Origin of the sequence: Prevotella micans F0438 (assembly GCF_000243035.1) — a bacterium.
GTDB lineage: Bacteria > Bacteroidota > Bacteroidia > Bacteroidales > Bacteroidaceae > Prevotella > Prevotella micans.
This window is the reverse complement of record NZ_JH594522.1, coordinates 202,236-216,090: the sequence shown is the minus strand read 5'-3', so window position 1 is coordinate 216,090 and position 13,855 is coordinate 202,236. Positions and strand designations below refer to the sequence as shown.

Here is a 13,855-nt window from a genome sequence, read left to right as displayed (position 1 = left end):
GTTTTTGCCCTTTCCATACCTTTGCAGACTATCAAAACAATGTATTTAACTATGATTATTTCACCTTGTTGCAAGATTAATCTCGGCCTTAATGTGGTGGCCGAGCGCGAAGACGGATACCACGATATTGAAACGGTTTTTTATCCGGTTCGGCTTTGCGATACGCTCTCCGTCGAGCCTCAATCAAACGAACTGCAAACTGTTTGCGCGTTAACCGTGAGCGGAAACATTCCCATTGGTAACGCCGATGATAATTCGGTTGTGAAAGCCTATAGATTGGTGGCGAGCCAGCATAAGCTTCCGCCTGTTAAGGTTGAACTGCATAAAAACATTCCGTCGCAAGCCGGATTGGGCGGCGGATCGGCCGACGCAGCGTTTATGATAAAGCTGCTTAACAAGCAGTTCGCCCTCGGAATGGGTAACGATGAGATGCGCCGAATTGCAGCTCGCATAGGCGCCGATTGTGCGTTTTTCATCGACTCGCAACCTTGCTATGCTACTGGTGTTGGCGAGCGTTTAGAGCCTTTGAATCTGCCAGCAATAAAAGGGTATTATCTTGCAATCGTGAAGCCCGATGTAGCCATTTCTACCGCCGAGGCTTATTCGCATATCGCATCGCGCAAACCGGCTAAATCGTGTCGCGAAATCGTTAATCAGCCCCTTGAGACATGGAAAAGCGAACTCTCCAACGATTTTGAAGAGTTCGCTTTTGCGCGCCATCCTATTCTTGCCGAAATAAAGAAGCGTTTTTATTCGGCCGGCGCCGTTTATTCGCAGATGTCGGGAAGCGGGAGCGCCATGTTCGCTCTTTTTGCCAGCGAACCGTCCTCAATTACCGAGCTATATCCCGGCTTGCCAACCTTTGTTACGCAGTTGTGATTTGTTCGATTTAAATTGATTCTCTCTGAAATCATCTTATCCCGGCTAATTCTTCGGCCATTTCCTGTTGCAACTCGCGGGCTTTTTCGGCGGCCGCGGAGGCGAAGGCCGGAGTGTTGTCGGCATAGATTATTCCGCGAGAGGAATTGACCAGTAATCCGCAATCCTTGTTCAGTCCGAACCGGCACACCTCGTGCAAACTGCCTCCTTGTGCGCCGACGCCGGGTACGAGCAAGAAATGATTGGGAACAATGCGACGAATGTCTTCAAACATTTTGCCTTGGGTGGCTCCGACAACATACATCATATTTTCGTCGTTGCCCCAATGCTGCGATGTTTGGAGTACTTTTTCGAACAGCCGTTCGCCCTTTGCATCGGCTGTGAGTTGGAAGTCTCGACTGCCTTTGTTGCTTGTGAGTGCAAGCAGAATCACCCATTTCCCGGCATATTCGAGGAACGGCATAACGCTGTCTTCGCCCATGTAAGGCGCCACAGTTACGGCGTCGAGGCGATATTCCTCAAAAAATGTGCGGGCATACATCGACGAGGTGTTGCCGATGTCGCCGCGTTTGGCGTCGGCAATGACGAAGTGGTTCGGATAGGCTTCGGTGAGATAAGTAATTGTCCTTTCGAATGCAGCCATACCTTTCAATCCGGCGCTTTCATAGAAGGCCAGGTTGGGTTTGTAGGCCACGCAATAGGGCGCGGTGGCGTCGATTATTGCGCGATTGAATTCAAAAATGGGGTCGTCGGTATTCAGCAGATGTTCCGGGATTTTTTTTGTGTCGGTGTCGAGACCTACACAGAGAAACGACTTCTTACTGAAGATTTCTTCGATGAGTTGTTTGCGATTCATGATTGTATTCTTATTTGAAATTGTTCATTTTTGATATTATTAGAGTCTTGCACTGCTTGTAAGTGCCGGCAGAGACTATTTTTTCGTTTTGCACTACTTGTAAGTGCCGGCAGAGACTATTTTTTCGTTTTGCACTGCTTGTAAGTGCCGGCAGAGACTATTTTTTCGTTTTGCACTGCTTGTAAGTGCTCGGCAGAGACTATTTTTTCGTTTTGCACTGCTTGTAAGTGCTCGGCAGAGACTATTTTTTCGTTTTACACTGCTTGTAAGTGCTGGCAGAGACTATTTTTCCGATTTACACCTGATGCGACACTCAAAATCGATGATTTCGGCGTTGTAACAACTACGTGGGTTCGCATACATATGGCGCAATCAAATCCGGATTAATATTTAGGCCATCAACGCTATTGACGTTGGTGGCCTAAATTTTTTGTGGAGGGGTGATGATTGTGCATCAGAGTTCTGTTTCTTTGAGTTTTTCGGCGTTTTCGGCAACGGTGAGGGCGTCGATCATCTCCTGAATCTCGCCGTTCATGAACCCCTGGAGATCGTGGGTGGTGAATCCGATGCGATGGTCGGTTACGCGGCCCTGCGGAAAGTTGTAGGTTCGAATTTTAGCCGAGCGGTCGCCCGTTGATACCAAACTTTTACGGCGATTAGCGATGTCGTCGATGTATTTCTGATGCTCGCGGTCGTATATGAAAGTACGCAGACGTGACAGGGCGCGCTCTTTGTTCTTCGGCTGGTCGCGTGTTTCGGTACATTCTATGAGTATCTCTTCAACCTCGCCAGTGTTCGGATTTCGCCACGGATAGCGCAACCGCACGCCCGATTCCACTTTGTTTACATTCTGTCCGCCGGCACCGCTTGAGCGGAACGTATCCCATTTTATATCGCCTTCGTTGATGTTCACCTCGAAGCGGTCGGCTTCGGGCAGAACGGCCACAGTTGCTGCCGATGTGTGCATTCGACCTTGTGTCTCGGTCGCCGGTACGCGCTGAACGCGATGCACGCCCGACTCGTATTTGAGTGTGCCGTAAACGCTGTCGCCCGAAACGGCAAAATCAATCTCCTTGAATCCGCCCACGGCGCCTTCCGAAACGGCGGTTATGGAGAGCGTCCAGCCTTTTTTATCGCAGTATTTTTTGTACATGCTGAAGAGGTCTCCCGCAAAGAGTGCAGCCTCGTCACCTCCGGTTCCGGCTCTGATTTCCATCTGCACGTTTTTGGCATCTTCGGGGTCTTTGGGCACGAGGAGCAGTTTGATTTCTTCCTCGAGCCGAGGCTGTATAGTTTCGTTTTCGGAGAGTTCCTCGCGTGCCATATCGCGCATATCGGCGTCGCTTTCGTTTGCAATTATATCTTTTGCCTCGGCGATTGTGGTGAGGCATGCAATGTAGCGTTTGCGAGCATCCATGATATCGCCGAGGTCTTTATATTCTTTTGTGAGCTTAACGTAGCGTGATTGATCGGCAATCACGTTTGGGTCTGTGATGAGCGTCGACACCTCTTCGTAGCGTGCTTCGAGTCCGTCGAGCTTCGATAATATGCTGTTATTTTCTATCATAATTGAATGTTCCGTATTCTGATTGGATGGTTAGACTGTGTTCACCCTCTTCGATTCGGCCGATTATCTGTGCGTCGATACCGAACGAACGACTGATTTCGATTATCCGTGGGGCGATTTCGGGGCCGACATATATTTCCATTCGATGGCCCATGTTGAACACCTGATACATTTCGCGCCAGTCGGCCCCGCTGCATTCTTTGATGGCTTTGAACAGGGGTGGCAGTGGGAAAAGATTGTCTTTAACTACGTGACAATCGTTACTGACAAAATGTAGCACCTTGGTTTGTGCTCCACCCGTGCAATGCACCATACCGTGAATATCGCGGCGATGACTGTCGAGCATTTTCTTGATGACGGGAGCATAGGTTCGGGTGGGCGAAAGCACAAGCCGCCCAGCATCAATGGGCGAACCGTCAATGGTGTCGGTAAGACGATATCTACCGCTATAGACAAGCTCTTCTGGCACGGCGTGGTCGTAGCTTTCGGGGTATTGCTCTGCCAGATATTTGGCGAAAACATCATGTCGCGCACTGGTTAATCCGTTGCTGCCCATTCCACCGTTATAGTTTTTTTCGTAGGTTGCTTGTCCGGTTGAGCTTAGTCCCACAATGACGTCTCCTGGGCGTATGTTGGCATTGTTAATTACATCTGCGCGTTTCATTCGGCAGGTAACTGTAGAGTCTACGATAATCGTGCGAACCAAGTCGCCCACGTCGGCGGTTTCTCCTCCGGTGGGATATATTCCGATGCCCATTTCGCGCAGTTCGGCAAGCAGTTCGTCGGTGCCGTTGATAATGGCCGAAATTACTTCGCCCGGGATGAGCATTTTGTTTCTGCCGATGGTTGACGACACGAGAATATTATCTACAGCGCCAACGCATAGCAGATCGTCGGTATTCATCACGATGGCGTCTTGTGCAATGCCTCGCCATACGTTGAGGTCGCCGGTTTCGCGCCAATACATATAGGCCAACGACGATTTAGTTCCGGCCCCGTCGGCGTGCATGATGTTACAATAATCAGGGTCGCCGCCTAGAATATCGGGAATAATCTTACAGAAGGCCTGCGGAAATATTCCCTTGTCGATGTGTTTAATGGCGTTGTGCACATCTTCTTTTGCAGCACTCACGCCGCGCATCATGTATCTGTTGTCCATGTTTTGTTTGTAGTTATTCTTTTCCGTTCCAAAATTCCCAGCTGGCAAACGCTTGGAGAAGCAGCATTTCGAGTCCGTTTTTCACGGTAGCTCCTTGCTCACGACCTTTCCGCATGAAAAGCGTTTCGTCGGGATTGTAAAGTAGGTCGTAGAGCAGCGTGCGCGAGTTCATGGCATTGTAGGGTAGGGCGGGGCAGAGATCCACATTTGGATACAGTCCGAGCGGAGTGCAGTTCACCAGAACATTATATTCCTCGATTGTCTCGGCTTTTACGTCATCGTATGTTATGGCGCCTGTTTTCCTACTTCGCGAAACCATTTGCGTTTCCAGTCCGAGCGATTTTAACCCATAGTCCACGGCTTTGGCAGCTCCGCCGGTTCCGAGAATCAAGGCTTTACGGTGATAGCGCTCGAGCAGAGGTTCGATGCTTTTAGTGAAACCAATCACATCGCTATTGAAACCTCGGAGGAAGGTTTGATTGCCTTTCTGACTCACACGAATAACGTTCACGGCACCGATGGCCTGGGCTTCCGGACTAATAGAATCGAGATAACGAATCACCTGTTCCTTGTAAGGAATGGTTACGTTGAGTCCGCGCAGTTGAGGGTTGGAACTTAGCACCTCCACGAGATTGTCGATCGAAGGAATCTCGAAGTTGATGTATTGCGCATCGATGTTTTCGTTTGCGAATTTCTCATTGAAATATCCAATCGAGAACGAATGACCGAGCGGGTAGCCTATGAGTCCGTATTTGTCCATAATCGTGTCTGTTTATTTTTCGGCGAAATACATAGTGCAGATACCGAAAGTTAGTCGTTTGAATGATGTTCGTTTGAAGCCGGCCTTAGCGAGAATCGTCATCATTTCCTCACCTTGCGGGAAGGCGGCAATCGTTCGGTTGAGATAGTCGTAGGCGCTGCGGTCGTTTGAAACTAGTCGTCCGTAGAGTGGAAGCACTATACGTGAATAAATGGCGAAGAGCTGCTTCATCGGAAAAGAAATGGGCGTTGTAAGTTCAACAATACTTAGGTGAGCACCCGGTTTGAGAACGCGGTGCATTTCGCTCAGTCCGCGGTCGAGATTTTGAAAGTTGCGTATGCCGAAAGCGGCTGTGACAGCGTCGAAACTGTTGTCGTCGAACGAAAGATTCAGGCAGTCGTCTTTTTTGAAAGAGATTACGTCGGCCAATTGTTCGTGCTCAACCTTGTTTCTGCCGATGTTCATCATTCCCTCTGAAATATCGATACCAATGAGGCTTCGCGGATGTAGCATCCGAGCTGCTAGGATGGCAAAGTCGCCGGTTCCGGTAGCCACGTCGAGTATATGTTGCGGTTTGAACGGAGCAAGAGCGTCGATAGCTTTTCGACGCCATGAACGGTCGATATCCCACGACAACCGATGATTCAGGATGTCGTAACTTGGTGCGATGTTATCGAACATCAGCTCCACCTGCTCACCTTTTTCGCCTGCAGTGTCGTAGGGTTTTATTTTCTCTTGTCCGTACACGTAGGTTTATTCTTTGGTTCTTTCTGCCAGATAGCGGTTCACGTTCTGTTCAATCCGTGCTGCGATATCGCCTTGCTCAATGGTTCGGTCGAAAGATTCGCCGGTTATGTGCTCGTAGAGTTCTATATAACGGTTGCTCACGCTTTCGGCATATTCATCTGTAATTTCGGGCATTGTTTGTCCTGGTTCGTTCATGAAGTTGTGTTCTATGAGCCATTGCCGAACGAACTCTTTTGACAGTTGGCGTTGCGGTTCGCCTTTGGCGAGTCGTTCTTCGTAGCCTTCGGCATAGAAGTATCGGCTAGAGTCGGGAGTATGAATTTCGTCGATGAGATAGCATTTGCCGTCGCGTTTACCGAACTCGTATTTTGTGTCGACGAGAATCAATCCTTGTCTGGAGGCGATTTCTTGTCCGCGGGCAAAGAGCTTGCGAGTCCAGTCTTCGATTATGGCATAATCTTCGGCCGATACAATGTTCTGACTGATTATTTCCTCTTTCGATATATTCATGTCGTGTCCTTCGTCGGCCTTGGTTGTTGGAGTTATGATTGGTTCGGGAAAGCGTTCATTTTCGTGCATTCCATCAGGCAGCTTAACGCCGCAAAGTTCGCGACATCCTTCTTTATAAGCCCGCCATGCCGAACCGGTGAGAATGGAACGGATTATCATTTCTACTTTGAATCCTTCGCATTTCAGACCTACGGTGACCATTGGGTCCGGCGTTGCAAGTTTCCAGTTCGGACATATATCGGCTGTCTGGTCGAGGAACTTGGCTGCAATTTGGTTCAGCACCTGTCCTTTGAATGGTATACCTTTTGGCAGAACCACGTCGAAAGCTGATATGCGGTCGGTTGCTACCATGACGATAAGGTCGTTGTTGATGTCGTAGACGTCGCGCACCTTTCCATGATAAACGTTTCGCTGTTTGTTGAAGTTGAAGTTTGTTGTTGTGAGTGCTTTCATTTTTCTTTCAGTTTTGTTTTGTCGTATGTTTCGTAGGCTTTCACTATTCGTGTTACCAGTTTATGCCGGACGATATCTTTTCCGTCGAGATTAATCATTGCTATTCCTTGTATTCCGGACAGTATTCCGAGTGCTTCGCGCAGTCCGCTAAGCTGGTTGCCTGGAAGGTCTATCTGTGTCATGTCGCCTGTTATAATCATCTTCGAGTTCCAGCCCATTCGGGTGAGAAACATTCTGATTTGTGCGGGTGTTGTGTTCTGTGCTTCGTCGAGAATCACGATAGCGTCGTTTAGTGTTCGACCGCGCATAAAGGCCAGTGGTGCAATTTGAATGATGTTCTTATCCATCATGTCTTGCAGCTTTACGACCGGAATCATATCCTCGAGTGCGTCGTAGAGCGGTTGCAGATAGGGGTCGATTTTCTCTTTCATGTCGCCGGGCAGGAATCCCAATTTCTCTCCAGCTTCGACGGCCGGCCGTGATAGGATTATTTTCTTTGCCGTTTTGTCTTTCAGAGCTTTTACTGCGAGGGCAATACTGAGGTAGGTCTTACCTGTTCCAGCGGGCCCCACGGCAAAAATCATATCGTTCTTTTCGAAGGCGTCGATGAGCTTTTGTTGATTTTCGGAGCGGCCCTTGATGGGTTTTCCTGAGGTTGAATAAACAAGTACATCTTTCACCGCGTCGGCTTTTGTTCTTCGTCCGTTCACTATGTCGATGATGTCTTCCTCGCCAAGTGTGTTATATTTCTCGACGTGTTTTCTGATTCGTTCTGTGCATTCTTCGAACTTGGCCATCTCTTCTTCATCTCCGAGGACGCGAATAACATTGTCGCGCGCCACGATACGGAGCTTTGGAAAAAGGGCTTTAATCATTTGCATATGCACGTTGTTCACCCCATAGAAAATAACTGGATCTATGTCTTCGAGAACTATATGTTTTTCGATCAATCTGCCTGTCTCTTAATTGTTATGTGTGCAAAGGTAAGTAGATGGAGGCAAAGACTAATGGGGGTAGATGAAAATCTATTCGCTGGTAATGTTATGGGTGTAAAGATGTCTGGTGAAGCTGTCTCTCGGCAGGATTTTTAATCGACAATAGTCGTTCCTAGCGGATGGCAAATGTCGCCCCTAGCGGATGGCAAATGTCGCCCCTAGCGGAGGACAAGTGTCGTTCCTAGCGGAGGACAAGTGTCGTTCCTAGCGGAGGACAAGTGCCGTTCCTAGCGGAAGACAAGTGTCGTTCCTAGCGGAGGACAAGTGTCGTTCCTATCGGAGGACAAGTGCCGTCCCTAGCGGAAGGCAAATGTCGTTCCTAGCGGAGGGTAAATGTTGACTAACTTAGACAGTCTCCGTCGCCCTCATAGTAGTAAGGATTATGATATTGTTGAAGATAGGATAGGGATGAAGATTTGGTCAAAAGCGTCAACGAATAGTAAAAACTATGGTGCTCGTCTTTTGCAGAGGTCTTGAATTATTTGCAGGTGATGAAAATAGAACAGGGATTTAAGCCACATCTGCTTAAATCCCTGTTTTTTAAATTACGATGGAGAGGGTTTTACTCTGCTTGGAAGTTTTTGAGGTCGTCGGCACGGAAGGCTTTTATGTAGGCTGCGTGCGAGATGACTTCTTCCTCGGCGTGACGAACGAACACGTTGGCCGACTTTGCGAATAGCTCGGGAGCTTTGGAGGCATCTTCGATGAGGAGAAGCGATTCTACAATTGAGGCTGTCATGTTGTAAAGTCGACGGCCAAGGAAGTCGTGCAAGTCTTGGTTGTTCTCTGCATTGATGCGTTCAATGGATTCTTCGTAGAGTTCAACTAGCTTGGCAACGCGTTCGCGGAGGGCTTTCATGCAATCGCATTCGAGTTCGGCTTGTATCATTTCCTTCATTATCGAGAGGTAGGTTCCGTTGGTGATGTAGCGTATTGCGGCTACAACCTGAAGCTGGGTGGTGCCTTCGTAGATGGAGAAGATACGTGCATCGCGATAGAGTCTCTGACTTTTGTATTCCATGATGAAGCCCGAGCCGCCGTGTACGGATATAGCGTCGTAGGCGTTTTGATTGGCGTATTCGGAGTTTATTCCTTTTGCTAGAGGTGTGAAAGCGTCTGCAAGACGGGTGTATTGTTTCATCTCCTGTCGCTCTTCGGGTGTGAGTTTGCGGTCGCGCGATATGTCTTCAAGAGCTTTGTAGATATCTACATATCTTGCTGTTTGATAGAGTAGGGTTCGGCCTGCGTCGAGTTTGGCTTTCATGCGTGAGAGCATGTCGTAGACGGCAGGGAAGGTTATGATTTTCTTTCCGAATTGTGCGCGGTCGCGTGCATAGTTGAGTGCTTCGGTGTAGGCTTCGCGCGAGAGGCCTACGCTTTGTGCGGCTATTCCGAGCCGAGCGCCATTCATTAGGGCCATGACATATTTTATGAGCCCCATTCGGGTACTTCCACAAAGTTCAGCCTTAGCGTTCTTGTAGACCAGCTCGCAGGTTGGTGAGCCGTGTATACCGAGTTTGTTTTCGATGTGGCGCACGTCGACTCCGCCATTTCGCTTATCGTAGATGAACATGGAGAGGCCTCGCCCGTCGCGTGTTCCTTCTTCCGAGCGTGCGAGCACTAGGTGTATGTCGGAGTCGCCGTTGGTTATGAATCTCTTCACGCCGTTGAGCCGCCAGCAGTTTTCTTTTTCGTCGAAGGTTGCTTTTAGCATTACCCGTTGGAGGTCGGAGCCGGCATCAGGTTCGGTGAGGTCCATAGACATAGTTTCGCCTTGGCAGATGCGGGGGATATATTTGGCGCGTTGCTCGTCGTTTCCGAATTCGTAGAGGGTGTCAATACATGATTGTAGCGACCAGATGTTTTGGAATCCGGCGTCGGCCGACGAAATCATTTCCGATAGCATGGAGAACACGACGTTCGGCAGGTTGAGACCGCCATACTGGCGAGGCATGCTTATTCCCCATAGTCCAGCCTGTCGTGTAGCTTCAATATTTTCGAGAGTTTTACTAGCGTAGTGCATTCGGCCGTCGATGAGATGCGGGCCTTCCTGGTCTACTGCTTCAGAGTTCGGTTCGATGATGTTTGCGGCAATGTCGCCTGCAATATCGAGCACTCTTTTATAGTTCTCGATAGCATCTTGATAGTTTACAGGGGCTTCGTCGAACTTGTCTTTGTCAGCATAGTTTCGCTCCTTGAGGTCGACTATGCGCTTCATTAGGGGGTGGTTGAGATGGAATTGAATCTCGGGTTGGTCTGTATAGTAATTGGCCATGATGTTTGCTTACTTATCGTTCTGTTTGTAATACTTTATCAATTTGGGCACGACCTCTTCAACGGTGCCGGTGATGATGTAGTCGGCAATCTGATTTATGGGTGCGTCGGGGTCGTTGTTTACCGAGATGATTATGCCAGCATCTTGCATTCCAGCGATGTGCTGAATCTGTCCGGAGATTCCACAGGCAATGTAAACTTTCGGATGAACGGTGACACCCGTTTGTCCAACTTGGCGGTCGTGTTCAACCCATCCTGCGTCGACTGCTGCACGCGACGCGCCTACTTCGCCATGGAGCTCCTTAGCAAGTTGGAATAGCTGGTCGAATCCTTCCTTGGAACCTACACCATATCCGCCGGCCACAACTATCGGGGCTCCTTTGAGGTTATTTTTGGCGGCCTCCACATGACGCTCAAGCACTTTCACAACGAAAGCTTCGGGTGAAACATATTTCTTGACGTCTGGATAAACCACCTCGCCTTTGGCATTACCTTCGTAGAGGGCTTTCTGCATAACACCCGAGCGAACGGTTGCCATCTGCGGGCGATGGTCGGGGTTCACGATTGTTGCAACGATATTTCCACCGAACGCGGGGCGAATCTGATAGAGTAGGTTGTCGTAGTGCTTGCCGGCTTTTTTGTCTTCGTAGTCACCGATTTCGAGCTGAGTACAGTCAGCTGTGAGACCCGAAGTTAGAGACGACGATACACGCGGACCTAGGTCGCGGCCGATTACCGTTGCTCCCATGAGTGTTATTTGCGGTTTTTCTTCCTTGAAGAGATTAACGAGGATATCGGTATGAGGTGCCGATGTATAGGGGAAAAGCCCATCATCATCGAACACAAAGAGCTTGTCTACTCCGTAGGGAAGAATCTGTTCTTCGACTTTACCTTTTATTCCAGTTCCTGCAATAACTGCGTGCAGCTCTACACCTAATTGGTTTGCCAGCTTACGCCCTTTGGTAAGCAATTCTTGCGAGACTTCCTGAACGGTTGTCTGTTCTATTTCGCAATATACAAATACGTTATTCATGAGTATTTATCCTATTATTTTCTCTTCGATGAGTTCCTTAATCAAGCTTTGCATATCTTCGTCGGAGCCGGTGAGCGTTTTACTTTCTTTGGCTTGGAAAACAATGTTCTGAACGGTTTTCACTTTGGTGGGAGAGCCTGATAAACCGCACTGTGCATCGTCGCCATCGACATCGGCCACCGACCATTGGTTGAGTGTAAGGTAAGGACGCTCGTTATATAGTTCGGCCCATGGTTCGTCGCCTTTACGTTCCATGTGGCAGCTGGCATATTTATATTTCATAACCAGTTTGGCATTGCATGGGCGAGCGGGGGCTGCACTTCCATTGACGGTTATTACCACAGGTAATGGAGCTTCGACTGTTTCGACTCCTCCGTCGATATGACGGCGTATGGTTGCTTTGCCATTCTCAACTTTGAGAATCTCTTCGGCATAGGTTACTTGGTTGAGCCCGAGCTTCTGAGCTACTTGCGGACCAACTTGTGCTGTGTCACCATCGATAGCTTGGCGCCCGCCTATTATAATATCGACATTGCCAATTTTCTTTATGGCCGTTGCAAGTGCATAGGATGTTGCAAGTGTATCGGCGCCGGCAAATTTACGGTCGGTTAGCAACCATCCGGTGTCAGCCCCTCGATAGAGTCCTTGACGAATTATTTCACCTGCACGTGGTGGACCCATTGTCAAAACTCCCACGGTAGAGCCTTTGTGTTGGTCTTTCAGTCGGAGGGCTTGCTCGAGAGCGTTCAGATCTTCAGGATTGAAGATAGCGGGCAGCGCGGCACGGTTCACCGTTCCTTCGGCTGTCATGGCATCTTTCCCGACATTTCGAGTGTCGGGCACTTGCTTTGCGAGTACTACTATTTTTAAACTCATAAGTGTATATATAAAAAATGTGTTGTTTATATAATTTCAGTGTTTCGAAATCAGCAGTGGCAAAAGTACTGCTTTTTTAAAACTCCCAATAAATTCGCTAAAACTGTTCGGATTTCAGTGCTAGTAGTGCGTCCAGAAGTGTCATTGCGGCCATTGCCTCGACAATAGGCACGGCTCTGGGAAGCACGCAGGGGTCGTGTCGGCCTTTCGGGTTGACACTTACCGGCCGGCCGTCTTTGTTCACTGTGTTTTGTGTTGTGAGTATGGTTGCTACGGGTTTGAATGCTACGCGAAAGTAGATGTCTTCGCCGTTGCTTATGCCTCCTTGTATTCCTCCGCTTCGGTTGGTTAGAGTGGATATGTTATTTGCTACACCAGGGACGAAGGAGTCGTTTTGTTGGCTGCCTCGTTTGATACAGCCTTCGAATCCGGTACCATATTCGAATCCTTTGGCGGCGTTTATGCTCAGCATTGCGTGTCCGAGTTGTGCATGGAGTTTGCCGAACTCGGGTTCGCCTAAACCTATCGGACATCCTTTAATGACACAGGTTATTACGCCACCTACAGTGTCGCCCTCGGCTTTCACTCGTTTGATGAGTTGTTCCATTTCTTGGGCTTTCAATTCGTCGGGACATCTAACGGCGTTGAGTTCGGCGGATGCGAGATTGAACTTCCGATAGTCTTCGTCGACTTTTATCTCGCCAACTTGCGATGTGTAGGCTTTTATGCTTATTCCCTCGCTGCGTAGTACACATTTTGCGAGCGCGCCGGCTACGATTCGCGATAAGGTTATACGGGCCGACGCTCTTCCGCCGCCACGATAGTCGCGCACGCCATATTTTATTTGATATGTATAGTCGGCATGTGATGGACGGAATACTTCGCGAATGCTTTCGTAGTCGGCCGAATTTTGGTCGGTATTTCTGACTAGGAAGCCTATAGGTGTGCCTGTTGTCCGACCGTCGAAGACTCCGCTTAGCAGTTCTACCTGGTCAGCTTCACACCGCGATGTTGTGAGATTACTTTGTCCGGGTTTTCGTCTGTTGAGTTCGTGCTGAATATCGTCTATGTTCACGGTTACGCCCGAAGGCATTCCATCAACTATTCCGCCTACGGCCGCCCCATGGCTTTCGCCGAAGGTTGTGAGGGTGAAAAGGGTTCCGAAAGTGTTGCGCATATCTATATATAAAAGGTGGTGATGTGTGCAAAGGTAAATCTATCGACTGACATAAATCAAACCGTTTGACCGCTGTCAAAAATAGGCCTTGATTCGGACCTTATTCTTGTAGAAGTTCATTTCATGGCAGTTACAAGTCTACCTTTGCATCGCAAAAAGAAATAAACAACACAACAGGAAAAATAAAATTAGAAAAGATAATTATGAAGAAGATTGTTTTTACACTGATAGCATTAATAAGCATGACAATGACTTTTGCTGCAAACGAGAAAGACGAGAATGCAGCTAGCATTGAAAAGTACAGATTCAATATGAGCACCTACGCTCTGAGCCGTGCACTGAACCTCAGTCAGGACCAAATAGCTGTTGTTGAGGATATCAACAAAACTTTCGCGGCCGAGATGATGAATGCTGCAACAAGTGACAAGTCGGAGCGCGACGAAAAGATTAAGAAGGCTATCAAGCGCGACTTGTCATATATGTTCTATGTTCTGAATCAGGACCAATATCGCGAGTATGTTAAGCTACTTAATGTCACTTTAAATAATCGCGGTTTGAGCATGTAATAA

General features: G+C 48.5%; 12 protein-coding genes and 1 pseudogene. 2 read left to right on the top strand and 11 right to left on the bottom strand.

What is annotated here, in order from left to right:
• The first annotated feature begins 51 nt into the window (after nt 1-51).
• Nucleotides 52-879: a 4-(cytidine 5'-diphospho)-2-C-methyl-D-erythritol kinase gene (gene ispE / locus HMPREF9140_RS05445; RefSeq protein WP_006952423.1), complete on the top strand. Its 828-nt coding sequence runs from the start codon at nt 52-54 to the stop codon at nt 877-879.
• 31 nt (nt 880-910) lie between these two features.
• Here ispE and pyrF read toward each other — a convergent pair whose 3' ends face one another.
• The 11 genes and pseudogenes from pyrF to aroC all read right to left on the bottom strand — a co-directional run bounded on the left by pyrF (nt 911) and on the right by aroC (nt 13,286).
• The gene (gene pyrF, locus HMPREF9140_RS05440) at nt 911-1,735 is read right to left on the bottom strand and encodes an orotidine-5'-phosphate decarboxylase (RefSeq protein WP_006952421.1); all 825 of its coding nucleotides are present in this window, start codon (nt 1,733-1,735) and stop codon (nt 911-913) included.
• A 454-nt stretch (nt 1,736-2,189) separates the two neighbouring features.
• Nucleotides 2,190-3,302 (bottom strand): peptide chain release factor 1, encoded by a 1,113-nt coding sequence (prfA, locus tag HMPREF9140_RS05435; RefSeq protein ID WP_006952420.1) that lies wholly within the window; start codon nt 3,300-3,302, stop codon nt 2,190-2,192.
• Complete coding sequence (locus tag HMPREF9140_RS05430) at nt 3,289-4,461, bottom strand: AIR synthase related protein (RefSeq protein WP_006952419.1); 1,173 nt, start codon at nt 4,459-4,461, stop codon at nt 3,289-3,291. Before HMPREF9140_RS05430 ends, prfA begins: the two co-directional genes overlap by 14 nt.
• A gap of 511 nt (nt 4,462-4,972) precedes the next feature.
• Nucleotides 4,973-5,221: pseudogene (locus HMPREF9140_RS10950) on the bottom strand (shikimate dehydrogenase family protein); the annotation flags it as partial.
• Between the two features lie 12 nt (nt 5,222-5,233).
• Nucleotides 5,234-5,968: a bifunctional demethylmenaquinone methyltransferase/2-methoxy-6-polyprenyl-1,4-benzoquinol methylase UbiE gene (gene ubiE / locus HMPREF9140_RS05420; RefSeq protein ID WP_006952417.1), complete on the bottom strand. Its 735-nt coding sequence runs from the start codon at nt 5,966-5,968 to the stop codon at nt 5,234-5,236.
• A 6-nt stretch (nt 5,969-5,974) separates the two neighbouring features.
• Complete coding sequence (locus HMPREF9140_RS05415; protein ID WP_006952416.1) at nt 5,975-6,931, bottom strand: phosphoribosylaminoimidazolesuccinocarboxamide synthase; 957 nt, start codon at nt 6,929-6,931, stop codon at nt 5,975-5,977.
• Nucleotides 6,928-7,881 carry a PhoH family protein gene (locus HMPREF9140_RS05410; RefSeq protein WP_018572266.1) on the bottom strand — a complete coding sequence of 318 codons (954 nt, stop codon included), beginning with the start codon at nt 7,879-7,881 and terminating at the stop codon, nt 6,928-6,930. The genes HMPREF9140_RS05415 and HMPREF9140_RS05410 overlap by 4 nt, the downstream gene beginning before the upstream one ends.
• Nucleotides 7,882-8,488: 607 nt before the next feature.
• Nucleotides 8,489-10,201 carry an acyl-CoA dehydrogenase family protein gene (locus tag HMPREF9140_RS05405; protein WP_006952414.1) on the bottom strand — a complete coding sequence of 571 codons (1,713 nt, stop codon included), beginning with the start codon at nt 10,199-10,201 and terminating at the stop codon, nt 8,489-8,491.
• Nucleotides 10,202-10,210: 9 nt separating this feature from the next.
• Nucleotides 10,211-11,233: an electron transfer flavoprotein subunit alpha/FixB family protein gene (locus HMPREF9140_RS05400; protein WP_006952413.1), complete on the bottom strand. Its 1,023-nt coding sequence runs from the start codon at nt 11,231-11,233 to the stop codon at nt 10,211-10,213.
• 6 nt (nt 11,234-11,239) lie between these two features.
• A complete protein-coding gene (locus HMPREF9140_RS05395; RefSeq protein WP_006952412.1) occupies nt 11,240-12,109 on the bottom strand; it encodes an electron transfer flavoprotein subunit beta/FixA family protein in 870 nt (289 codons plus the stop codon).
• A gap of 97 nt (nt 12,110-12,206) precedes the next feature.
• Nucleotides 12,207-13,286 (bottom strand): chorismate synthase, encoded by a 1,080-nt coding sequence (aroC, locus tag HMPREF9140_RS05390; protein WP_006952411.1) that lies wholly within the window; start codon nt 13,284-13,286, stop codon nt 12,207-12,209.
• Between the two features lie 203 nt (nt 13,287-13,489).
• Between aroC and HMPREF9140_RS05385 the strand changes: the two genes are divergently transcribed.
• On the top strand, nt 13,490-13,852 hold the full coding sequence (locus HMPREF9140_RS05385; protein WP_006952410.1) for a hypothetical protein: 363 nt from the start codon (nt 13,490-13,492) through the stop codon (nt 13,850-13,852).
• Nucleotides 13,853-13,855: the final 3 nt, after the last annotated feature.

Bases quoted from the DNA above. Each gene is read 5' to 3' on its own strand.
- prfA (WP_006952420.1), bottom strand. From the start codon at position 3,302: ATGATAGAAAATAACAGCATATTATCGAAGCTCGACGGACTCGAAGCA.
- aroC (WP_006952411.1), bottom strand. From the start codon at position 13,286: ATGCGCAACACTTTCGGAACCCTTTTCACCCTCACAACCTTCGGCGAA.
- HMPREF9140_RS05395 (WP_006952412.1), bottom strand. From the start codon at position 12,109: ATGAGTTTAAAAATAGTAGTACTCGCAAAGCAAGTGCCCGACACTCGA.
- pyrF (WP_006952421.1), bottom strand. From the start codon at position 1,735: ATGAATCGCAAACAACTCATCGAAGAAATCTTCAGTAAGAAGTCGTTT.
- HMPREF9140_RS05400 (WP_006952413.1), bottom strand. From the start codon at position 11,233: ATGAATAACGTATTTGTATATTGCGAAATAGAACAGACAACCGTTCAG.
- HMPREF9140_RS05430 (WP_006952419.1), bottom strand. From the start codon at position 4,461: ATGGACAACAGATACATGATGCGCGGCGTGAGTGCTGCAAAAGAAGAT.
- HMPREF9140_RS05405 (WP_006952414.1), bottom strand. From the start codon at position 10,201: ATGGCCAATTACTATACAGACCAACCCGAGATTCAATTCCATCTCAAC.
- HMPREF9140_RS05415 (WP_006952416.1), bottom strand. From the start codon at position 6,931: ATGAAAGCACTCACAACAACAAACTTCAACTTCAACAAACAGCGAAAC.
- ispE (WP_006952423.1), top strand. From the start codon at position 52: ATGATTATTTCACCTTGTTGCAAGATTAATCTCGGCCTTAATGTGGTG.
- HMPREF9140_RS05385 (WP_006952410.1), top strand. From the start codon at position 13,490: ATGAAGAAGATTGTTTTTACACTGATAGCATTAATAAGCATGACAATG.